22 protein-coding genes are annotated in these 21,634 nt (G+C 36.4%); 9 read left to right on the top strand and 13 right to left on the bottom strand.

What is annotated here, in order from left to right; all coding sequences use genetic code 11:
* Nucleotides 1-304: 304 nt before the first annotated feature.
* Entirely contained in the window at nucleotides 305-1,168 is an 864-nt protein-coding gene (locus OEV98_RS14015) for a nucleotidyltransferase-like protein (RefSeq protein ID WP_263073959.1), read from the bottom strand.
* 317 nt (nucleotides 1,169-1,485) lie between these two features.
* Between OEV98_RS14015 and OEV98_RS14010 the strand changes: the two genes are divergently transcribed.
* A complete protein-coding gene (locus OEV98_RS14010) occupies nucleotides 1,486-1,830 on the top strand; it encodes a YgzB family protein (RefSeq protein WP_263073958.1) in 345 nt (114 codons plus the stop codon).
* Nucleotides 1,831-3,469: 1,639 nt separating this feature from the next.
* Here OEV98_RS14010 and perR read toward each other — a convergent pair.
* The 4 genes from perR to bcp all read right to left on the bottom strand — a co-directional run bounded on the left by perR (nucleotide 3,470) and on the right by bcp (nucleotide 6,448).
* Nucleotides 3,470-3,913 (bottom strand): peroxide-responsive transcriptional repressor PerR, encoded by a 444-nt coding sequence (gene perR / locus OEV98_RS14005; RefSeq protein ID WP_407676515.1) that lies wholly within the window; start codon nucleotides 3,911-3,913, stop codon nucleotides 3,470-3,472.
* 234 nt (nucleotides 3,914-4,147) lie between these two features.
* Nucleotides 4,148-4,693, bottom strand: coding sequence for a cob(I)yrinic acid a,c-diamide adenosyltransferase (locus tag OEV98_RS14000; protein ID WP_263073956.1), 546 nt, complete (start codon nucleotides 4,691-4,693; stop codon nucleotides 4,148-4,150).
* A gap of 1 nt (nucleotide 4,694) precedes the next feature.
* On the bottom strand, nucleotides 4,695-5,645 hold the full coding sequence (locus OEV98_RS13995) for a D-2-hydroxyacid dehydrogenase (protein WP_263073955.1): 951 nt from the start codon (nucleotides 5,643-5,645) through the stop codon (nucleotides 4,695-4,697).
* Between the two features lie 326 nt (nucleotides 5,646-5,971).
* A complete protein-coding gene (gene bcp / locus OEV98_RS13990) occupies nucleotides 5,972-6,448 on the bottom strand; it encodes a thioredoxin-dependent thiol peroxidase (protein ID WP_263073954.1) in 477 nt (158 codons plus the stop codon).
* Nucleotides 6,449-6,630: 182 nt separating this feature from the next.
* Between bcp and OEV98_RS13985 the strand changes: the two genes are divergently transcribed.
* From OEV98_RS13985 to OEV98_RS13975, 3 genes are all read left to right on the top strand, one after another.
* Nucleotides 6,631-7,044, top strand: coding sequence for a potassium channel family protein (locus OEV98_RS13985; RefSeq protein WP_263073953.1), 414 nt, complete (start codon nucleotides 6,631-6,633; stop codon nucleotides 7,042-7,044).
* Nucleotides 7,045-7,137: 93 nt separating this feature from the next.
* Nucleotides 7,138-8,436 (top strand): glutamate-1-semialdehyde 2,1-aminomutase, encoded by a 1,299-nt coding sequence (locus OEV98_RS13980; protein WP_263073952.1) that lies wholly within the window; start codon nucleotides 7,138-7,140, stop codon nucleotides 8,434-8,436.
* Between the two features lie 248 nt (nucleotides 8,437-8,684).
* Complete coding sequence (locus tag OEV98_RS13975; protein WP_263073951.1) at nucleotides 8,685-9,758, top strand: FUSC family protein; 1,074 nt, start codon at nucleotides 8,685-8,687, stop codon at nucleotides 9,756-9,758.
* Between the two features lie 129 nt (nucleotides 9,759-9,887).
* Here OEV98_RS13975 and OEV98_RS13970 read toward each other — a convergent pair whose 3' ends face one another.
* The 4 genes from OEV98_RS13970 to OEV98_RS13955 all read right to left on the bottom strand — a co-directional run bounded on the left by OEV98_RS13970 (nucleotide 9,888) and on the right by OEV98_RS13955 (nucleotide 15,125).
* Nucleotides 9,888-11,942, bottom strand: coding sequence for a sigma-70 family RNA polymerase sigma factor (locus tag OEV98_RS13970; RefSeq protein ID WP_263073950.1), 2,055 nt, complete (start codon nucleotides 11,940-11,942; stop codon nucleotides 9,888-9,890).
* Nucleotides 11,943-12,272: 330 nt separating this feature from the next.
* Nucleotides 12,273-14,018: an ABC transporter ATP-binding protein gene (locus tag OEV98_RS13965; protein ID WP_317633819.1), complete on the bottom strand. Its 1,746-nt coding sequence runs from the start codon at nucleotides 14,016-14,018 to the stop codon at nucleotides 12,273-12,275.
* A gap of 166 nt (nucleotides 14,019-14,184) precedes the next feature.
* Nucleotides 14,185-14,718, bottom strand: a complete 534-nt coding sequence (ntdP, locus tag OEV98_RS13960; RefSeq protein WP_263073949.1) for a nucleoside tri-diphosphate phosphatase — start codon at nucleotides 14,716-14,718, stop codon at nucleotides 14,185-14,187.
* Between the two features lie 227 nt (nucleotides 14,719-14,945).
* Complete coding sequence (locus OEV98_RS13955; RefSeq protein ID WP_263073948.1) at nucleotides 14,946-15,125, bottom strand: gamma-type small acid-soluble spore protein; 180 nt, start codon at nucleotides 15,123-15,125, stop codon at nucleotides 14,946-14,948.
* Between the two features lie 157 nt (nucleotides 15,126-15,282).
* On the opposite strand from OEV98_RS13955, the gene OEV98_RS13950 reads away from it, so the two are divergent.
* Nucleotides 15,283-15,507 (top strand): hypothetical protein, encoded by a 225-nt coding sequence (locus OEV98_RS13950; RefSeq protein ID WP_263073947.1) that lies wholly within the window; start codon nucleotides 15,283-15,285, stop codon nucleotides 15,505-15,507.
* Nucleotides 15,508-15,771: 264 nt separating this feature from the next.
* Here the strand turns inward: OEV98_RS13950 and mutY are convergent, their stop codons facing one another.
* A complete protein-coding gene (gene mutY, locus OEV98_RS13945) occupies nucleotides 15,772-16,884 on the bottom strand; it encodes an A/G-specific adenine glycosylase (protein ID WP_263073946.1) in 1,113 nt (370 codons plus the stop codon).
* 155 nt (nucleotides 16,885-17,039) lie between these two features.
* On the opposite strand from mutY, the gene OEV98_RS13940 reads away from it, so the two are divergent.
* A complete protein-coding gene (locus OEV98_RS13940; RefSeq protein WP_263073945.1) occupies nucleotides 17,040-18,020 on the top strand; it encodes a metal-dependent hydrolase in 981 nt (326 codons plus the stop codon).
* A gap of 127 nt (nucleotides 18,021-18,147) precedes the next feature.
* Nucleotides 18,148-18,306, top strand: a complete 159-nt coding sequence (locus OEV98_RS13935; protein WP_263073944.1) for a small, acid-soluble spore protein K — start codon at nucleotides 18,148-18,150, stop codon at nucleotides 18,304-18,306.
* 41 nt (nucleotides 18,307-18,347) lie between these two features.
* On the opposite strand, the gene OEV98_RS13930 is transcribed toward OEV98_RS13935, so the two are convergent.
* Together OEV98_RS13930 and recX are read right to left on the bottom strand one after the other, a co-directional pair.
* Nucleotides 18,348-18,668, bottom strand: coding sequence for a YfhH family protein (locus tag OEV98_RS13930; RefSeq protein WP_263073943.1), 321 nt, complete (start codon nucleotides 18,666-18,668; stop codon nucleotides 18,348-18,350).
* Nucleotides 18,669-18,729: 61 nt separating this feature from the next.
* On the bottom strand, nucleotides 18,730-19,635 hold the full coding sequence (gene recX / locus OEV98_RS13925) for a recombination regulator RecX (RefSeq protein ID WP_263073942.1): 906 nt from the start codon (nucleotides 19,633-19,635) through the stop codon (nucleotides 18,730-18,732).
* 67 nt (nucleotides 19,636-19,702) lie between these two features.
* Between recX and OEV98_RS13920 the strand changes: the two genes are divergently transcribed.
* Nucleotides 19,703-19,813 (top strand): YfhE family protein, encoded by a 111-nt coding sequence (locus OEV98_RS13920; RefSeq protein WP_263073941.1) that lies wholly within the window; start codon nucleotides 19,703-19,705, stop codon nucleotides 19,811-19,813.
* Nucleotides 19,814-19,939: 126 nt separating this feature from the next.
* Complete coding sequence (locus OEV98_RS13915) at nucleotides 19,940-20,116, top strand: YfhD family protein (RefSeq protein ID WP_263073940.1); 177 nt, start codon at nucleotides 19,940-19,942, stop codon at nucleotides 20,114-20,116.
* A gap of 45 nt (nucleotides 20,117-20,161) precedes the next feature.
* Here OEV98_RS13915 and OEV98_RS13910 read toward each other — a convergent pair whose 3' ends face one another.
* Nucleotides 20,162-21,442 carry a hemolysin family protein gene (locus tag OEV98_RS13910; protein WP_263073939.1) on the bottom strand — a complete coding sequence of 427 codons (1,281 nt, stop codon included), beginning with the start codon at nucleotides 21,440-21,442 and terminating at the stop codon, nucleotides 20,162-20,164.
* Nucleotides 21,443-21,634: the final 192 nt, after the last annotated feature.

Raw genomic sequence — 21,634 nt, 5'->3', positions numbered from 1 at the left:
GCACGCCGCCAGCGTTCGTCCTGAGCCAGGATCAAACTCTCCAAAAAGTGTTTGATTAGCTCAAAAATGTTTTAAAAATAGTTTAATTAAACGCTTCGTCTTGTTCAGTTTTCAAGGTTCAATATAATTTCTTCGCCGCAAACGCGACTCACTTAATATATCACGATAAGTTTTTGTTGTCAATAACTTTTTTTATCGTGTCGCTTTTATTAAGTATCTCGTAGCGACGAATATTAATATACCATCTCTTTTTATTAATGTCAACACTATGTTAATGTTTTTTTAATATAACAATTGAATGGATTTATTGTTTCTTATAATAACGGTGAAAAATCGATTTTCCCTTTGATTCTTTCAATTCAACTGCAATATACTTTTTATCAATTAAATATTCGATAAAGACGATAAGATCTGTTGCATATAAGCTTAATTCTGGATGCTCCATAAATTCTTGGATTGACCAAAGCTCTTTTTCCGCCAACACCTTCATAATATGTGCGGATCCAATCTCTGTTCTTGAATGGATGAAAAATTCACTTGCTAAAAATAATAGCTCTAATTTTTTATGGAGTGGTTCTTCGCTATGGACAAGCTCTTCATACATTTTATATACTTCTGGTTCGATTTGTTTAACTTGATTCCATACCGTTATTTCTGGATGATAGCCTTTTTCGATAAGTGCTACTCTTCCTAAGTAATGAAGGGAATGGATAATGTGACTGTACGCGTCTAAGTATTGTTTTTTCTCGTAAAGTGTTTTCCCTTCCATATAGGTACGGATTAGCTTGGCGAACTCTAAGCCGATTCTTAGCTTACGTTCATGGAATGGGAAATCCTTTATCTCTTGGATTAAGCGGTATAAATAGTCGTTGCGGTCAAATAAAATTTTTCCGTAATAAAACCAATCAAATACTTTTCGGTTCGTCCCTTTGGAAATCCATAGTTTTACTTGAGCTTCATTGACGATATATAGGGCCAGCTTTTTTGCTTCGTATTCATAATGCTTGACGAATAATGGGTGTTCTTGTTCTTTTGAGATAATAAGCAGTATTTCGTCGAAGGTGTCCGTGATAGTTGCAAGGCTGTCCCGATTTTCAATCGAAAGGATTCCTAATGTCGTTGGGTCACTCGCACGTTCTTGGTATATACTTCTTAATATATTTTCCATAATTGCCTCCAAGCTCCTTCTATATGACTCTCTTAAAAAACACTGATTTTATAAGTATAAATGCAATTCGATTCGATGCAAATATTATTTTTATAAATCTAGTTTTTGTTTTAAGGAATTATCCGTTTAAAGAATATTCGACAATATTTTAGGAAATTCCTTCTAAATAAATGAATAAGTTCACAAATATCTTGTGGCAATTTGTTGAACATTGTTTCTGTTTTACTATAAATAATATTTTTTGTATTTAAATATATTCGTTATTTTTTCTATCTTTTTGCCTATTTATGGTATAGTTTTCATTAGGAGGGGGCTATATGGCGAAATATACGAGCAAAATTAATAGAATCCGGACGTTTGCATTAAGTTTAGTATTTATTGGCTTTATTATCATGTATATTGGACTTTTCTTCCGGAATCACCCAATTTTCATGGCGATTTTTATGGTTTTAGGTTTCTTATCTATAATTGCTAGTACGGTTGTATATTTTTTAATAGGGATGCTATCGACAAGGGCTGTCCAGGTTGTTTGTCCTTCTTGTAATAAGGTGACAAAAATTCTTGGTAAAGTGGATATGTGTATGTATTGTCGAGAACCTTTAACATTGGATAAGGAGTTAGAGGGGAAAGAATTTGATGAATCATATAATCGTAGTAAATAATGCTGCTAGCCTTGCTGGGAGCATTTTTTTATTGCAAATGCAGCTTCCCTTATAGACATTTTCCCACTTTGTTTAATTAATGGAATCGTTATTTCGATTGTTTGCATTTTTCCACCACTAAAACGTAAAAACATTTAAAGTCAAACACTAATTTCCAATTTTATCTCCCACGACAATACCAACCTCCGATAAAAAGACATAATAAAAGGCTTTTTTCGTATAGATTGTTGCTTTTTCTAAAAAGGCTACAGACGGAAATACACTCTGCGTATCCATTCTGTTCTGGCAAACACTTGGCCACCTCGTCGCTAGCGCTCCTCCAGGTTCACACCTGTCAGTCTTCGTATATTCAGTCTGCTCAGCGTTTCATTGAGGGTTATAGCAAAAGGAGATTGCTTTTTTATTCTAATTTACGGTTTATTTTAAACGGATTTCTTGGCAAAGTCATGCTCACTTTCCTATTCATATATTTGCTGTCTTACGGATTTCTCCGAAAATTTACGTTCACTTTCCGTTTGATGCTTGCACTCTTAAGGATGTCTAGCTAATTTCTCGCTCGCTTTCTTTTTGATGCCCACTCTCTAAAGGATTTTTAGCCCAATTCTTTCTCGCTTTCCTTTTGATTCCTACTCTCTAAAGGATTTCTACCCTTATTCTCGCTCACTTTCCTTTTGATGCTCACTATCTAAAGGATTTCTAGACCAATTCTCGCTCATTTTCCTTTTGACTATCACTCTCTAAAGGATTTCTAGCACTATTCTTGCTCGCTTTCCTTTTGATGCTCACTATCTAAAGGATTTCTAGCACAATTATCGCTCACTTTCCTTTTGACGCCCACTCTCTAAAGGAGTTCTACCCTAATTTCCCGCTCACTTTCCTTTTGACGCCCACCCTCTAAAGGATTTCACCCCTAATTCTCCCTCGCTTTCTTCTTGATACCAACTCTCTAAAGGATTTCTAGCACTATTCTTGCTCGCTTTCCTTTTGATGCCTACTCTCTAAAGGATTTCTACCCTTATTCTCGCTCACTTTCCTTTTGATGCTCACTATCTAAAGGATTTCAAAACCAATTCTCTCTCGCTTTCCTTTTGATGCTCACTATCTAAAGGATTTCAAAACCAATTCTCTCTCGCTTTCCTTTTGACCCCAACTCTCTAAAGGATTTCACCCCTTATTCCCGCTCCCTTTCCTTTAGACGCCCACTCTCTAAAGGATTTCTAGCACAATTCTTGCTCGCTTTCCTTTTGACCCCAACTCTCTAAAGGATTTCACTCCTTATTCCCGCTCCCTTTCCTTTTGACGCCCACCCTCTAAAGGATTTCAAAACCAATTCTCCCTAGCTTTCCTCTTGATACCCACTCTCTAAAGGATTCCACCCCTTATTCCCGCTCACTTTCCTTTTGACGCCACTAATCTAAAGGATTCCACCCCTTATTCCCGCTCACTTTCCTTTTGACGCCACTAATCTAAAGGATTCCACCCCTTATTTTCACTCACTTTCCCGCGGAAGTCTTCGTAATTCAGTTTTCTCAGCGTTCATTTACTAAACGTATCTCATGAAATAACAACAAGCTTTTAAAAAACGGCATAAAAAAAAGAGCTATTCATTAGCTCTTGATGAAGAATGGATATATAGTTATTAGTGCGATTTTTTTGCTGCACAGTCTGGGCATACACCGTAAATTTCTAAGCGATGGTGGCTAACATTAAAGCCAGAAACGTGGGAAGCAAATTGTTCTACTTCATTTAGACCTGGGTATGCAAAATCGACTATTTTTCCACAGTCTTCGCAAATCGCATGATAGTGATCATTCGTTACAAAATCGAAACGGCTAGAAGAATCGCCATATGTTAATTCTTTAACCAAGCCAACCTCACGAAATACCCGTAAGTTATTATACACTGTTGCGACACTCATATTTGGAAATTTTCCTTCAAGTGCTTTGTAAATTTCATCTGCAGTGGGATGGCTCATTGCATTTATCAAATATTCAAGTATCGCATGACGCTGCGGTGTGATGCGGACACCAGATTCCTTCAAGGTATCTAAAGCCTCTTTCAATTGATTCGTTGACACCGCCATGCACCTCTTTTCTCTTAAATATATTCTTAAATAATAATTAATATAATAAGTGTACTAACAATTTAGTACCTTTGTCAACAAATCCACTGTTCCTATTGGAAATTCTACAATATGTATGAACAGCTTAATCGATATAATTTAGCTGAAGTTACACGAACTGTTTCTTTTTATTGTATGCAATAACTTACGAATCTTACATGTTAATCAAGCTTTTAGCCTATAATTATTTCTTGTTTATTCGTGCAGTTTTTTCTCCTCAACGGAGAGCTTCACGTTCACATACCTTGCCGCAACAAAAAGAAAATCAGATAACCGGTTTAAATATGCCGTAACGAATGCCTGTACATTTCCAAGTCCTACAGCACATCTTTCGGCACGTCTTACAATTGTACGGGCGGAATGCAGCGCTGCTCCTGCCGGATGCCCACCTGGTAAAATAAAATTATTTAATGGCGGAATTGTTGCATCTAACGCATCGATATGCTTCTCAAGGTCTTGTACATGCTTTTCTTCCAGTTTCCATTTCACTTCTTTTCCTTCTGGAGTAGCCAGATGCGCACCGACATGGAATAGCAGTGTTTGGACCTGATGGAAAATTTTTAAGAGCTCCTGCTTTTCCGGAAACTGCTCATTCGAAAGAAAGCTCACTGCTAATCCAATCATCGAATTCGCCTCATCACATGTTCCATATGCTTCGACACGTAAATCATTTTTCGGTACGCGTGCTCCATACACTAATGATGTCGTTCCTTTATCCCCAGTTCTCGTATAAATTCTCATGCTAATACCCCCGATGGACGTCAATGATATTTTCAAATTTATTTTCCCCTTTTAAATACATATGTAAATTCCGGCGGAAAATTTCCAATCCCCGTTTTAAATAATTTCTGGAGATTCCAGTAAGATGAGGGGTGATTGTTACTTTATCCGATGACCAGAATGGGTGGTCTTCAGGAAGTGGCTCTTGTGCAAATACATCGAGAAATGCATGGGCAAGCTCGCCATTGTTCAATGCCTCTATTAAGTCTTCTTCGTTTACGGCGCTGCCTCGACCCATATTAATAAACACTGCCTCGTTTTTCATTAAGGAAAATTGTGGTTTAGCGAATACGCCAGTAGTTAACTCGGTACTTGGTAAAATCGACACAATGTAATCTGCTGCTGGTAAAATTTCATTTAGCTGCTCCATTGGATATACTTCATCAAATTCTTCTACTCGGTTTCCACTACGATTAATACCGATTGTTTTCATTCCAAATACTTTTGCATATTTGCCAATTTGGCTGCCGATTGCTCCCGCTCCTACTACTAACAATGTATGATCATACAATTCTCGTAAGGTTACATTGCGATTCCATATTTTTTCTTGCTGCTGTGTTTGAAATAATGCCGATTGCTTCGCATATTGTAGCATGTAGCCAATTGCGAATTCTCCCATTGGAATTTTATGTACGCCACGCACATTTGTCACTAATATATTTCGCTTAGCAATTGCTTCATGCGGTAATTTTTCCACACCTGCTGCCATGACCATGATCCATTTCAATGCCTTTGCTTTTTCAATAATGGCATCACTTAAATCCTCACCATAGGTCATTAATATTTCAGCCGTTTCAATCTCATCTCCTAGCTCTTTCATTCCTTTATAAAAAGAAAACGAAAGATCCGGAAATTCAGCTCTTACTTGTTTCTGCAAGGATTCCGCTGGGTACAATGATGCAACAATTTTCATATTCAACATCCTTTCAAAAGTATTTTGATAAAACACGTTCTAGACACTTCTCGTTTAATCATAACACGTTCGAAATATTATGAAAAATAATATGCAATGTTATTTAATCAAGCATTAATGGACGGGAAAATGCCTAAAAAAAGAGACCATTCGAAAATGGTCTACAAAAGAGTGAAGATTTTTTGAGGAGGTATTCTTACAATATACTATATGCCGTATTTTTCCGATGGAATAGACAAGAGCCTTCTCTACGAAAAACAGGCGTTTAACTATCCGAGTAAATAAAACGAAGGAACGTAACATACGCTCCCCTATTTATTCATCACTTACGCATCGGCTAAATGATTTTTAATAAACTCCAATGCTGCTTCCACATGGCCATCAACTTTCACATTACGCCATTCTTTAACTAATACGCCATCCTTATCAATTACAAAGGTTGAACGTTGAATTCCCATATATTCCTTACCGAAATTTTTCTTTAATGTCCACACCCCAAATTGCTCAGATACTTTATGATCTTCATCCACTAACAATAAAAATGGAAGACCATGTTTTTCAGCAAATTTTTTATGACTATCTAACTCGTCCGCACTAATACCGAGTATTGTTGCATTAAGCTCGGAAAATTCTTTCTGGCGATCGCGGAAATCACATGCTTCCGTTGTACAGCCTGGGGTTAAATCCTTTGGATAAAAATATAACACGACATGCTGGCCCCGAAAGTCGGATAATTTTAGCCGTTCACCATTACTTGCTAAAACCTCAAAATCTGGAGCTAATTCTCCTACAGTAACTGTCATTTATGAATCATCCTTTCTTATCTATACTATCCATACGATAGCGAAGTTTTTCGTAATTCGCAAACGTCATTACTTACCCATGTTGCGTATGTACTTTTTACTACATACCTACTCATTTTTCTAAACGGACAAGCATATTTCTAGTAGTAGAGGGATTTTATTTGATATGAATGAGGTGCTATATGATCGCCTATCTTTTTATACTAATCATTATTTTTTGTATTTCGATGAGCTTACGGACATTATTTTTACCCAATGCACTTCAAGATAAATTTTTATCATGGGAAAGCTTTGCATATTTATTTTTCATTTATTCTACGATCCTGCTTGGCTTCGGCTTACTATACTTTATTTGTATGGAAAATGGAATAGCCGTCATTCAGGAAAATGAAGAGTTATTATCTGGAAGTACACTCCATACTTTACAAACATGTATTTATTTTAGCGGGTCCACGCTATTTTCCGTTGGCTATGGCGATGTTACCCCAATTGGAATTGGACGAGTCATTTCGATATTAGAAGGGATGATTGGCTATACCATTCCTGCGTCCTTTGTTGTCCGGACAGTTGTCGATATCCAACAAGAACGCGGTTAATTTTTTTGCAAAAAGAGATTGGGCAATCTTACTCGCATTTATCTCAAATAGTGATACAATACTAATTGGAATTAATTGTATGGAGGTTTTATCATGAACTTTACGAAATCAGAACAATTACATAAACAAGCACAGGAGCATATTGTTGGTGGCGTGAATAGTCCTTCCCGCTCCTACAAAGCCGTTGGTGGTGGTGCCCCGGTTGCAATGGAAAGAGCGAAGGGTGCCTATTTTTGGGATGTAGATGGCAATAAATATATTGATTATTTAGCTGCGTACGGTCCGATAATTACTGGACATGCACATCCCCATATTACAAAAGCAATCACACATGCTGCAGAAACTGGTGTTCTTTATGGAACTCCTACTCCCCATGAAGTGAAATTCGCAAAAATGTTGAAGGATGCTATTCCATCTTTAGAAAAAGTACGTTTCGTAAACTCTGGTACGGAGGCAGTGATGACAACGATTCGTGTCGCACGTGCATTTACTGGTCGCGATAAAATCATTAAATTTGCAGGCTGCTACCATGGGCACTCAGATTTAGTATTAGTTGCAGCAGGCTCTGGTCCTTCTCAGCTTGGGATGCCTGATTCTGCTGGTGTACCGAAAAGTATTGCCCAGGAAGTAATTACTGTTCCATTTAATGATATTGCACCATTCCAAGAAGCAATGGAAAAATGGGGAGAAGAAATCGCTGCTGTTCTAGTAGAACCAATTGTCGGGAACTTCGGGATTGTTGAACCAAATCCAGGCTTTTTAGAGCAAGTTAATGACATTGCCCATGAAGCTGGTGCACTTGTAATCTATGATGAGGTTATTACTGCATTCCGTTTCATGTATGGCGGTGCGCAAAACCTACTTGGTGTTACACCTGACTTAACGGCAATGGGTAAAATCATTGGTGGTGGTCTACCAATTGGTGCCTACGGTGGTAGAGTCGATATTATGGAAAAGGTGGCACCACTAGGACCTGCTTATCAAGCTGGAACAATGGCTGGTAACCCTGCATCAATGCTTGCAGGTATTGCCTGCTTAGAGGTTTTATCACAAGAAGGTGTCTATGAAGAATTAGATCGCCTTGGCGGATTGTTAGAAAAAGGAATACTTGCAGCTGCTAATAAGCATGGTATCGAGATTTCAATCAACCGCTTAAAAGGGGCGCTTACTGTCTACTTCACAAATGAAAAAGTAGAAAACTATGAACAAGCAGATAACACGGATGGCGAGAAATTCGCACAATTCTTCAAGCTTATGCTTCATCAAGGTATTAACTTAGCCCCATCGAAATATGAAGCATGGTTTATTACAACCGAGCATACGGAAAAAGATATTGAAGAAACCATTGTCGCAGTTGATCAAGCATTCGCAGCAATGGCTAGTGAAAAATAAAGAGGAAAACATCTAAGAAAACTATACAAAATGCCCATTGTATTTTCCGATAAAATACAATACAATTTCCCAAGGAACCAACACCTTGGGTTTTTTTATATTTGATATGTGTAAACTAAACGTAAGCAAACTGACATCTTTTACGGAAAATATATGAGATAATAAAAAATTCTAGAAGACTAACTATTTTGTATGGATACCATTAGTCTATGGAAAACTATCACTCGTTTAAGAAAGGATTTACCAAAATGAAATTAGGTGCCCGTATATTAAAAACGGGAATGGCTGTAGTATTAGCATTATTTCTAGCACAGCTTCTCCATTTGGAGACTCCAGTATTCGCAGCAATATCAGCAGTATTTGCCATTCAACCATCCATCTATCGATCGTACTTAACGATTATTGAACAAATTCAAGGAAATATTATCGGAGCTGCCTTAGCCGTCATCTTCGTTATCATCTTTGGAAACCACTTCCTTGTAATTGGATTAGCTGCCATCATTTTAATCATGATTAACTTAAAACTAAATATAGAAAATACCATTTCGCTATCGGTTGTTACGTTAATCGTCATCATGGAAACGCCTGGGGATGCCTTTATTTCGTTTGCCGTTATGCGATTTTTAACGATCATGCTTGGAATATTATCTGCCTTTTTCGTCAACATGGTGTTTTATCCACCAAAGTACGAAAGCAAATTGTATAAGCAAATTTCCGATAGCACGAATGAGATTTTAAAATGGATTCGCATTTCCAACCATCAGGCAGCAGAGCAATTATTATTAAAAAACACGGTAGAATCAATTAAGGAGCAGCTTTCCCGCATTGACCAAATCTACTCCTTTTATAAGGAAGAACGAACATTATTAAAACGAAATACTCAAGCGAAGCTACGGAAGCTCGTGATATACCGGCAAATGATGACAACGTCAAGAAAGGCACTAGATATTTTGAAGAAGCTTCTTCACTATGAAAATGCTATTACGTCTCTTCCGGAATTGACAGCCAAACAAGTGCAACAGAAGCTAGAACAATTAGCCGCTAATCATGAGCATTTATTACTTCGTTATATCGGCAAAGCAAAACAAATCCATGAAGAGGAAATGAAGGAATATGAAACGAATCGTCAAGACCTACTTCGAATGTATCGAGAGTACCAGCATTTAGATCATGACGCAGAAAATATTCCACACACATTCCAATTTTTTGCCTCTCTTTTAGAATACAATGAACAACTAGAGCGATTGGAAATCCTCTTAGCTAGTTTTGAGTCGTTCCATTCAGATGATCAAGAAGTCGATATAACGAAGGATGTGCTATAAGAAGAAGGATTTGATAAGTAAAAAAAATGCTTGGAAATATGGTACCTCCCCAAATTAACCTTTTGGGGTAACCATTTTCCAAGCATTTTATTTATGCTGTATAAATCATCCTACTCCTCAAATTACCAACTATTCGATGGTAATTTCAACTACTTTATCCGTATATTTCGTTGTATTGTAACCATCGATTGCTAGAATTGCAGAAACGACATTTTCTCCAATATTTGCACTTTCTAAATCTATTTCACTAACGGTATCGAAATAACGTGGTTGCTCGATTTCCATATTTGGATCCATTTGATACATATCGTATTGTTTGCCGTTTCTATCTACAATTACTGTCTCGGAGCTTATATTCATATAGTTTAAAAAGTTTCCATCCTTATCAAGAAGATTAAAATAAAGTGATTCAAATTTGCGATCCTTTATTTCCTGATTGCTTATAACAATCTTAGTAGTATTTCCCTCTAATTCCATCTTATCAATCGAAATAGTGCTACCCGCATATTCAAAGGTTTTTGGATACTCCTCGGAAATATCCAGTTCGATTTGTTTTTTATCAAATACGCTTAAATAAATGGCAGAAAATTGAACTTTAACGTTTTTTGGCTTTTCTCCCAGCATTGATGGAAACTTTATTTGATAAGTATTCCAATTCATCTGTTGCGGTGCATCATAATAATATCCACTATATAAATCTGGTTTTAACTTTTTATCATTTACCTGCAAATTATCAAAATCAACATTATAAATCTGAAAGTCTTGTGTATCATAATTAATGCTATATTGAAGAATTGTTGCAGATGGTGCCATTATTAGTTTATCAATCCGGAACGGGACTCCTTCGACTTCCAACTCTTTATCTAGTACATATTCCTTCGACGATTGTTTTGTTACGGGGATTTCAAAATTCCAGTCTCCGTACTTTATATTTGAGTCATCGACATAGCCTGTTGGATAAGTAGAATCACTTAACAGCTTGCGAATTGTTGAAATGTTAACCTTAAGTGTAGCTTCGTCCTCTTTTAATGAATTTAGAATGAGCTTGCCATGGTACACGTTCTTTTCTTTCTTATTCATCTCAGATTCAAGATCTGGCGGGTAATATCCTATATATGATTCTGTATCCATAATTTCAAATTCATTCTCTATATAAACACCATCACCATAATTCATTACATATTGATTTTCTGCAGTAGTATCTTCAATTTCATAATAAACAACTGTTTCGATATCATCTGCTACCACACTTTTGATTGTTATTTTAATTCCATCATACTCAGACTCTAGATTCAATCTGTCTCCATAGTTTTTCTGGAAAATCGTACGTAATTCCTGATCATCTTCTGTCATCGCATAATAAAGGTTCGGGATAACACCTGTTAAAAAACCAATCCCGAATATACATACGAATACTCCTACAACAAAAGATACTCTTTTTATTAGTTTCCTAATCTTTTGTTGTTTTTGCTTTTTCTTTTCGTCCAACCGATCTTTGACAGATGCCATCACACTGGAAGGTATTTGTAAGTCATTCCGTAGTTTCGTAAGCTTCGATTGAATTTCCTGAAATGTAACCAATTCCTCCTGGCAGTGTGGACAATGATACACATGAATCTCTAAATCCACCTTTTTCGAATGTTCTATGTTTTTTTCTAAGTAAGCTAAATAATCATTTTGATACTCCTGACAGCCATTAAAAGTGGCAAAATACCCCATCGGTTTTCGAAGTGATTGGAATCCGTCGTTTAGAAGCTCTCTCAACCTTTCAAAGGAAACTCCGAGAAGCTGGGCAGTTTCCTCCTGTGTCGCTCCTTTTATATAGGCAAGGGCAATTGCTTCTTTTTCGTTTACATTCAATTGATCAAGTGCACGAAATATTTCATCTGAAGGACTTTCCTCTAAAGCTTGGAAACTATTATCTTTTGAAAGGCGTCTACAAATATCGATGAAAATCGAGGTAACCCAAGTTTCGAATGAAGTTTCATTTTTAAAACGAGGTAGCTCTTGACGGACTTTCATTATAGATTGGTAAAAAAGTTCCTCCACCTGTTTTTGATTTCTAAAATAAGTACAACTTAGTCGATAAAATGATTGTTTATTATACTCGAACCAATCAATGATGGATTCCACGCTTCTTTCTTTAATTGCTGCGATCGAAACGGAATCTGTTGCTGGGATCATAAATGTGTTACCCCCTGTATGTTTTTCTTATAATCTATTAACTATTTAAAATCGATTATATGTATTATTAATTCTTAGAATAATTTAACAACTATATTGTACCGTTTTTTCCCGTTCTCTTCCATTGATTATTTCCTTTTTCTACTATTTGGCATAAAAAAATACCAATCACCTTTGTATTGGTATGTTATCTAACTTTATAGTAACGATTTTTCCGACGAAGAACCTTGCATTCTCCTGTAAATTTTTCCATACATTTATGAAATAACCTAGTTTGAATTCTACAGTAAAAAAATCGAGTATTTTTATACCCGATTTTTCTATGCAAAATTAATTTAAATTTTGTACATCAAATAACTCGTAATAATGTCCTTTTTTCGCCATGAGTTCCTCGTGACGGCCAACCTCCACTATTTTCCCATGCTCGACTAACACTATTTGATCGGCATGGGTAATCGTAGATAATCGGTGGGCAACAATTAATGTTGTCCGGTCTCTCGCTAATTTGTCTAATGCTTCTTGAATTAAATGTTCACTTTCTAAATCTAGGGCAGAGGTAGCCTCGTCCAATATTAAAATAGGTGGGTTTTTCAAAAATACTCGCGCAATAGCAACCCGCTGTTTTTGTCCGCCGGAAAGCTTCACGCCTCGCTCGCCAACCTTCGTATCAAAACCATTTGGCAAATTCATAATAAAATCATACGCATTTGCCGCCTTGGCTGCCTCGATAACCTCTTCATCGCTTGCCCCTGGCTTCCCAAGTAAAATATTTTCCTTTACTGTATCACTAAATAAAATATTATCCTGTAAAACCATACCGATTTGATTGCGAAGACTATGTGCCTTCACATCACGAATATCACTACCATCGAGCAAAATTTTTCCACTAGTCACATCATAAAACCTTGGGATTAAGCTAACTAAAGTAGATTTTCCACCACCACTCATCCCAACTAATGCAATGGTTTGCCCTGCCGTTATATTTAAGGAGATATTTTTCAATGCAAGTGACTCGTCTTCCCCGTAGCTGAAAGATACATCGCGAAATTCAATATGTCCATGTGCCTTTTGTATTTCTTTTGCATTCGGCTTATCAGTAATGTCATATTCCTCGTCAATCAATGCAAACACTCGGTCCATGGAAGCGACTGCTTGTGTTAATGTTGTTGAGGAATTAACCAATCTCCGTAGCGGACCATATAAGCGCTCAATATAGCCTGTGAAGGCAACCATTGTACCTATTGATAAATTTCCATTAATAACCTCATACCCGGCATAGGCAACGATTAATATGGGCGAAATATCCGTAATCGTATTCACAACCGCAAATGCTTTCGCATTCCAGCTCGTATGTGCTAATGCTTTTTGTAAAAAATTTCGATTCGTTTTATTAAATAATGTTTGTTCATGCTCTTCAATTGCAAAGCTTTTAATAACAGCAACTCCTTGCACCCGCTCATGTAAATAGCCCTGTACCTCTGCAAGTGCTTGGGAACGATTTCTTGTTAATTTTCGTAAATTACCGAAGAAATATTTTATCGAAATAGCATAAAACGGAATCATTATAATGGAAACCAATGTCAGCTTAATGTCTAACGCGAGCATAATTCCAAGTGCAATGAAAATCGTTGTTAAATCGATCCATACATTCATTAGTCCCGTAATAACGAATTCTTTTGTCTGCTCCACATCATTAATTACCCGGGAGATAACCTCCCCTGTTTTTTTATTTGCATAAAATTGCAAGCCTAATTTTTGTAAATGGCCATATAAAAATTTTCGAATGTCATATAAAATTTTATTGGATGTCCATTGTGCAAAATATTGCCGATAATATTCCACGGGTGGACGAATGACAACAAAAATAAAGCCCATAATACCGATGGAAAGAAAAAGCCTTGTTAGCTTTTCATCCTTTGTTAATAAATCATTGGCGATAACATCATCGATAACATACTTAATTAGGATTGGAATTAGTAATGGGATAATAAATTTGATGATACCAATAATAAGCGTAATGACAATTTGTTTTCGATAGGGCTTAACAAATTCCATATAACGGCGCATAATCCCCATAAAAGTCTCCCCTTCCTTCTATTATTTTGTCTGTATCTCTAGTATTTGAACGAAATTAAAAAATAATCATTAGCAAACCATAGAAAAAGCCTGTTGTTTTTAGCAACAGGCTTCATATGTAATCGTTTCACTACACAAACGGATGGAAAATTTATCCTAATGATTATTAAAAGTTCCGATACGTTAAATATCTTTCATACCAAGTATCAATAAAGTCTGGTGCAAATGGACCTTTCTTTTGACGAATCCATTTGATTAATTTATCCATATTTGCCTTTAATATTTTGTCAATTACATCTGGATAGCCCATTAATTGACGATGCTCTTCATATTCATCCTCATCTAAAATGACGAAGGTCATATCTGGAAATACTTTAATATCCAAATCATAATCAATATATTTTAATGCTTCATCATCTACCACAAATGGTGAGCTTAAATTACAGTAATAATGAATTCCGTCCTCACGTAGCATACCGATAATGTTAAACCAATGCTGTGAGTGAAAATAGCAAATAGCAGGCTCTCTTGTAATCCACGTCCTACCATCCGATTCCGTAACAGTTGTTCGATCATTCCCTCCTATAACAATTGATTTCGTACCTTTTAATACAGTCGTTTCCTCCCATACACGGTGTATATGCCCATCATGCTTATAACTGTGTATTTGGATGGTTTCTCCTTCCATGGGTATACCCATTTTTAAATCCCTACTTTCTATTTACCAAAGAGGTTTGTCCTATTTTTTATTCCAAACATTATATACGTATCATTGTTTATTTTTTTATTATAACGTTTCATAGAGGATTTTAAAACAAAAGACCTGTTATTTTCTGGAGAGATTATTTTTCTTGTGGATGAAAAAGTAAAAAGGCGCCCCCATTACAGAAGCGCCTCGTGTAGTCGTTGTTTCTAGCTCATTAAGTATTAAGAATTTTTTTGTTTATTAGATTCAGCTTTTTGATTAGCTTTGCGCACTGATTGTACATCAGTTTCACTACCAAACTCAGTACCGAATTGGCCTTGTGAACCTTGTGCAGATTGTGCATTTTGTTGTCTTACGTTTTGTACATTAGTACCAGCTGAAGTTTTGTTTTGTTTAGCCATTTGTTATCACCTCCACTGGAATTAATGTAACCAGAATGATAAGAAACTATCCAAAAAATTAAAAAGAAATTTGTAAAAATTTGTCGAAGCTCCTGTCTACCCGTTCGTATATTTTTCTCACCACAAATAAAAACTAAGGAAAAAAGAGGTGTTTGCAATGTATGTAGGTAGAGATATGACGGAATTAACAATGCTTTCGATGAACGAATGGAGAAGTAGTGAATTAGCACATTTCCAGCATTCCTTTCAACAAATACTTCCGTATTTAAATCAGGAAGGACAAACGATTTATCGAGAAATTATTAGTGAAATCGAATCCCGTGGCGGATTAAGAAGGCTGGAAGCAGATTATACGCATGGGACAGAGACGGTGCATGATTGAGAGTTTTGATATAATTCACAAGGTGGGGTGTATTTTTTGTATGAAGATGCACCTTCGAGAAATTACTTATCTTGTTCCCGAAATATCATCTGCACTTTCTTGAAAAATTCTGGTAGATTCCCGAATTTTTTGCTTTACTTCCAAGAAATTGCTTGCTATTTTCCCGAAAAATTCCCCTCACTTCCAGAAAAATCAGCGGGGATTCCCGAAATTCCCGCTTCATTTTCCATAAAAATTACGCGAGATACTCCGAAAAATCCCTATTCATCTCCCAGTTACTCTACCATCCAAATAATTCTTCCATATTTTCTGATGTGATACTGGCATTGGATAGTCGGTTACCTCTTCAATTGCTACTGCTTTTAGCTCATTTGTTTCTTCAATGGTTCCCTCTACCTTACCGACATACACTTGAATATTCCACTTCAAATGAGAAAATACATGCTCTATCGTACAAAGTGGGGATTCTACGTGTGTTTGGATTCCATGCTTTGTTGCTAGTTCGGTTTCAAAGCTACTTAGTAAATTTTTTGGTCCGTTTTTTACTGCTACCTCGTTTGGGAACTCCCATAAATTGGCTAGTAATCCATTTTCCGGTCGTTTGCAAATTATTATACGGTTGTCAGAATCAAGAAGTACTGCTGCGGTTAGGTGCACGGTGTTGCCTTTTTTCGCTTTAGATTTTATCGGTAAATCGGACTGCTTTCCTTCAGCATATGCCTGGCAAAATTCCCGGACAGGGCATAATAGACAGGCTGGCGTTCCTGGTTTACAAATCATTGCCCCGAGCTCCATCAATCCTTGATTGAAGCTGGAAGGATCTTCCTCAGAAATAATTTCTCTTGTAATTCCTTCTATAAAAGTTCGCGTTTTTACTTTTGCAATATCGTCACTTAAGCAAAAAATTCTGGAGAGCACACGCATGACATTTCCATCAACTGCTGGCTCAGGGATTCCGTACGCTATACTTAATACGGCACCTGTTGTATATGGACCGACTCCCTTTAATTTTCCGAATTCTTCTTTCGACATTGGTACTTTACCGCCGTAGCTAGCTTGTACTTCACGTACTGCGGTTTGTAAATTTCGAGCTCGCGAATAATAGCCTAAACCTTCCCACACCTTTAATAAATCCTGTTCATCTGCATTCGCTAATGCTTCTATTGTCGGAAATTTATCGATAAACCGATGAAAATACGGTATAACGGTATCAACCTTTGTTTGTTGGAGCATAATTTCAGAAACCCATACTTTATATGGATCCCTATTTTTCCGCCAAGGTAAATCGCGCTTTTCGGATTGGAACCAATCGATAAGTGCTGTTTGAAACGCTTGAATCGGAAAATCTTTCACTAATGTTTCAATTCTTTCGTTCAATGTACTTCCTCCAGCATGATAAACTTAAAATTGGGTATATTATTAATATAATTTGTTGTTTTTGTACAATCCTAATTATAAACTGTTACATATATATAAGTTTATACTAGATTGTTAAAAGCTTCTATCGAAATTGTAATACGGAGGTTCAAATTGTGGATACTGGTACACATGTTGTAATGGGTATTGCCCTAGGTGGATTAGCCACTATTGATCCGGTCGTTTATAGCAGTACAGCAACCGCGCATAGTGTGTTGATTGCCACCATTATAGGTTCGCAAATTCCCGATATAGATACTGTTTTAAAGCTTAGAAATAATGCGGTCTATATTCGTAATCACCGTGGCATTACCCATTCCATTCCTGCTGTTTTTTTATGGCCGTTGTTGATTTTAGCTTTTTTGTACCCCTTGTTTCCTGCAGCAAATTTATTCCATCTATGGTTATGGACCTTTATCGCTGTGTTCATCCATGTATTTGTCGATATTTTTAATGCATATGGCACCCAGGCACTTCGTCCGTTTTCGAATAAATGGGTTGCTTTAGGCTGGATTAACACCTTTGATCCAGTGATTTTTGCACTTCATGTGATAGGTATCATTTGCTGGCTTGCTGGTGCAGACCCGCGAATTATTTTTCCAATTGTATATGTACTATTAATTGGCTATTATTTGTACCGTTATTATCTCCGAAATTCAATATGCGAAATTGTAAAACAACAAATTCCGAATACGGAGGATATCATTTTAAGTCCTACAGTTAAATTTTTCCAATGGCGGGTAGCGATCATTGCCAAGGATATGTTTTATGTAGCCCGTGCTTATCGCAATGATGTCGTTTTATTGGATGAATACAAACGAATCCCACTTCCAGATAATGCGATCATGGATGCAGCAAAGCAGGACAAAAATATTTCTGCCTTTTTATCATTTTCACCAGTTTATCGGTGGGAAGTAGAAGAAGGAAGTCGCTATATTGAAGTTCGTTTTATTGATTTACGGTACCGTAGTAATGGACATTATCCATTCGTGGCAATTGTCCAATTAGATCATGATTTAAACATATTATCTTCCTATACAGGTTGGATTTATAATAAGAAAAAATTACGTAAGAAGCTGGAAATTATTCCAAATTAAATGTCAATTATAGCATATTATCTCTGATTTTTTCTTACCAATATAAGGAAAGTAATATTCACCAGTAAACCACAAATACTAGAAGTGCGCAGCAGATGCGTACTTCTTTTTTTGAGGAGGGAATAGCATGGTTCGCAATAAAGATAGCAACTTTCCGAATCAGAAGGATATAAAATTAGAGGGAATGCCACGGGCACAAGCAAAATATGCTTCGAAACGTGCTGATGGTACGACTAACACCCATCCACAGGAACGAATGAAAGCGTCTAGTCAAAGAGAAGAATAAGATGAAGAAAGATCCAGTGCTAGTGCTGGATCTTTTCTCTCTTATTTTGGTAGCTCCAAAAGTGAAATTGGAATACCTTCTTCATGTGACTCTCCATTTAAACGATACCCCCATGCAAAAACACCTTTTAAATAGTCCACACGGAAATAGGTGTTGTCTTCTCCCTTTAATCGATAAATTTCGCCACGCTTGAAATCTTTAGGATTTAGTAAATACGCAGAGGCCATTAATGCTTTGCGCTCTAACACAGCGTATTCATTCACAATTCCTAGCTGCTCCGCCTTCCGTGCCTTTTCTCGTAATGATGCGATTTCTTGTTTAAGCTCATACTCGGTCATTTGACTATAGCGTTTTTCCGTCATAAACTTTGCTTCCCCTTCATTCGTTTATTGTTTATTTTTGGTTATTTGTTCAAGTATTTTTTTAGAAATTCTCTGATTGCTTTTCTGCTAAAAATCGATCAATTAGCTCGAGTGGAAACCCTTTTCGGAATAAAAATTGCTTTACCTTTAGTCTTCTCGCTCCATTCTCTTGAAGATGGTATTTATTCCATGCCTTCTCGCCTTGAACAACAATGGCATTCCATTCCTGATCCTCATCAACATCTTCTAAAGCAATGCCAATTGCCTGATTAGCAATTCCACCTACATATCCCTTTCTTACAAGCATAGCTTGCAAATCAAGCTTTAATTTTGGCAGGGACGATTGCTTCTTTTTTTGGATCCATTTTCTACAAAGCTTCTCTGCCTTTTCCAGCTGAAGCTCTGGTGAAAATAACGAAACTGCCTCTTCAATGATTTCCACGTTTATGCCTTTTTCCTTTAAGACACCATTGATAACTTTTGGCCCTTTATCCCCTGTATTGATTTGTGTTCTCACAAAGCTCATAGCAAATTCTCGGTCATTAATGAACTGGTTATTTTTCAAACGCACGATAACTTCCTTAACGATATCAATCGAATAGCCTTTTTCCGTAACATGCTGATACACCTCTTTTTCGGAACGCATCCGGTACGAAAGGAAATTAATCGCTTGATTGTATGCCTTTTGAATTTCTTCACGGAAAAAAATCTCCTGCATATCCGCTTCGGATAGTTCCTTCCCTTTCATTAATTGGTGCTTTAATAAGACATCTTCACTCACACTAAAGGCATATGCTTCTTCATTACCATTTTCAAAAAAAATATTGTACCGTTCCTTGTTTTTCTTTTGTACTGTAATTTTCTTTATAACAGGCAGAACTATCACCTCGCATTGTTCGTTAAAATTAATTCTTTCCTTTAATTTATCATAAATGAAAAATTTTGTAAGGATAACAGCTTTTTTCATCTTTCATGTATTTCCCTTTTCTTGGATGGGAAAAATAAAACTATCTTAAAAGGTGAGGTGCTTAACGATGGATAGAAAAAAACGTGATAAAATGAAAAATTCATTAAAAAAGGCGCAGGAAGTTATTTATGGACGCGATTTTAAACGAGCAAATCGTGCGGGTGGCTACAAAGAATAACAAACCTTTTGAGACTCGCATTTTCTACTAATTCTTCCCTCGCATAGGTTCGATTAAATTGCGAAATCTAACGAGGAGGAAACGGACATGCTTCCTCTTATTTCCGACTGGAAAGGAGATAGAATCATGGCAAAACGTAAAAAAAATCCGGATAATAAGGCGACATTACCACAAACTCCAAAGAATATGAAATCAGACGGTATTGACGTCGAATATTCCGAAGAATTAGCAGATCTTCAGGATCGTGAAGCTGTAGCACGTTCAGAGGCTGCGGAAAAAAGAGCCAAAAATAAAAAGCTTTAATGAAAAGAAAAAACAGGGTGCCATTCATTTGGCACCCTGTTTAAATTAATCATCCACTTGCTCTGTTTCGCTATTTTCCATAGCCTGCTTTTCTACCTTCACCCGCTGCAGGCGGTTATTATCAACCTCAAGGATGGTGATTTTCAAATGATCAAACTGAATAATCTCACCTTGTTTCGGTACTCTTGCTAATTTTTCAAATATCCAGCCACCAACATTATAATACGATGATTCTGGGTCTGTTATTTGTAACACCTCTGCGAAATCTTCGATATGGATTTGCGCATCAAATTCATACGTATTCTCATCTAATTTTTTCATTAGAAATACTTTTTCATCATGCTCATCCCAAATTTCCCCAACGAGCTCCTCAAGAATATCCTCCATTGTAATCAATCCAGCAGTTCCACCAAATTCATCATTAACGATTGCCATATGGCTTTTCGTTCGCTGCAGTTCTGGCAAGATTGAAGCAATTTTCATCGATTTCACAACAAAAATTGGTTGGCGTAATATGTCCCGAATATTTACTTCATTATTTTTCATAATTTCCGCGAAAAATTCTCGTTCCGATAAGAAGCCAATAATATTATCTATATTGTCTTCATATACTGGAATCCGTGAATAGCGTTCCTCAAGAAGAAGTTGTTTTACTTCTTCTACAGGGGTATTCACCTCAATCGCAACTATATCTAATCTATGGGTTAAAATCTCGCTCACAATAATTTCATTAAACTCTAAGGAACGATGAATTAATTCTTTTTCATTTTTATTAATGACGCCTTCCTCTTCACTAATATCCACCATTACTTTTATTTCATCTTCCGTAACACTTGGTACCGCTTCCTTATTCTTATACATTTTTGAAACAAGATCCTTTAATTTCGTAAAGAAGAAGTTAATTGGTGTTAAGCATTTAATTAAAAGAAATAAAATGCCAGATATTTTTAAGGCGTATACTTCCGCATTTTCCTTTGCCATTGATTTCGGTAAAATCTCCCCGAAGGTTAAAATAATTAACGTCATACCAAAAGTACTAATGATTAATCCCGTACTTGCACCAAAAATATTGGTTGCAATCGCTGTTGCAATACTAGAGGCAGAAATATTTACCAGATTATTACCAACTAGTATGGTAGATATTGCATTATCGAAATTATTCGATATAGATAAAGCCTTTTTACTTCCTGGTTTGTTTTCACTTGCATAATTTCTTAATCGTACACGATTCACACTAGAAAATGCAGTTTCTGCAGACGAGAAGAATGCAGATAAAATAATTAATACCACTAACAGAATTATCAATCCTATGGGCACGTCAGCCAAAAAATTTCACACTCCATAAAAAATTATAATAAAAAATATTGTTTTATTAACTTTACCATATTGGTACCTATCAGGCAAAAATAATCTTTATTTGCACTGACTGTTTATCATATCATACATATGCCCGAATCTGTTAATGTAAGTTCTTCCAAACAAAGTGTAAAAGGACTACCTAAAAGACGTTTGTAGCCA

The organism is Perspicuibacillus lycopersici (assembly GCF_025660475.1).
Taxonomy (GTDB): Bacteria; Bacillota; Bacilli; order Bacillales; family Caldibacillaceae; genus Perspicuibacillus; species Perspicuibacillus lycopersici.
The sequence above is the reverse complement of the archived record's forward strand: the minus strand, read 5'-3'. Positions and strand labels throughout refer to the sequence as shown.

Coding starts and splice junctions, on each gene's coding strand:
- OEV98_RS13915 (WP_263073940.1), top strand. CDS start 19,940: ATGGCAAAACGTAAAAAAAATCCGGATAATAAGGCGACATTACCACAA.
- OEV98_RS13975 (WP_263073951.1), top strand. CDS start 8,685: ATGAAATTAGGTGCCCGTATATTAAAAACGGGAATGGCTGTAGTATTA.
- OEV98_RS13970 (WP_263073950.1), bottom strand. CDS start 11,942: ATGATCCCAGCAACAGATTCCGTTTCGATCGCAGCAATTAAAGAAAGA.
- perR (WP_407676515.1), bottom strand. CDS start 3,913: ATGGCGGTGTCAACGAATCAATTGAAAGAGGCTTTAGATACCTTGAAG.
- recX (WP_263073942.1), bottom strand. CDS start 19,635: ATGAAAAAAGCTGTTATCCTTACAAAATTTTTCATTTATGATAAATTA.
- OEV98_RS14010 (WP_263073958.1), top strand. CDS start 1,486: ATGGCGAAATATACGAGCAAAATTAATAGAATCCGGACGTTTGCATTA.
- bcp (WP_263073954.1), bottom strand. CDS start 6,448: ATGACAGTTACTGTAGGAGAATTAGCTCCAGATTTTGAGGTTTTAGCA.
- OEV98_RS13995 (WP_263073955.1), bottom strand. CDS start 5,645: ATGAAAATTGTTGCATCATTGTACCCAGCGGAATCCTTGCAGAAACAA.
- OEV98_RS14015 (WP_263073959.1), bottom strand. CDS start 1,168: ATGGAAAATATATTAAGAAGTATATACCAAGAACGTGCGAGTGACCCA.
- OEV98_RS13980 (WP_263073952.1), top strand. CDS start 7,138: ATGAACTTTACGAAATCAGAACAATTACATAAACAAGCACAGGAGCAT.
- ntdP (WP_263073949.1), bottom strand. CDS start 14,718: ATGGGTATACCCATGGAAGGAGAAACCATCCAAATACACAGTTATAAG.
- OEV98_RS13955 (WP_263073948.1), bottom strand. CDS start 15,125: ATGGCTAAACAAAACAAAACTTCAGCTGGTACTAATGTACAAAACGTA.
- OEV98_RS13935 (WP_263073944.1), top strand. CDS start 18,148: ATGGTTCGCAATAAAGATAGCAACTTTCCGAATCAGAAGGATATAAAA.
- OEV98_RS13950 (WP_263073947.1), top strand. CDS start 15,283: ATGTATGTAGGTAGAGATATGACGGAATTAACAATGCTTTCGATGAAC.
- OEV98_RS13985 (WP_263073953.1), top strand. CDS start 6,631: ATGATCGCCTATCTTTTTATACTAATCATTATTTTTTGTATTTCGATG.
- OEV98_RS13965 (WP_317633819.1), bottom strand. CDS start 14,018: ATGGGGATTATGCGCCGTTATATGGAATTTGTTAAGCCCTATCGAAAA.
- OEV98_RS13930 (WP_263073943.1), bottom strand. CDS start 18,668: ATGACGGAAAAACGCTATAGTCAAATGACCGAGTATGAGCTTAAACAA.
- OEV98_RS13920 (WP_263073941.1), top strand. CDS start 19,703: ATGGATAGAAAAAAACGTGATAAAATGAAAAATTCATTAAAAAAGGCG.
- OEV98_RS14000 (WP_263073956.1), bottom strand. CDS start 4,693: ATGAGAATTTATACGAGAACTGGGGATAAAGGAACGACATCATTAGTG.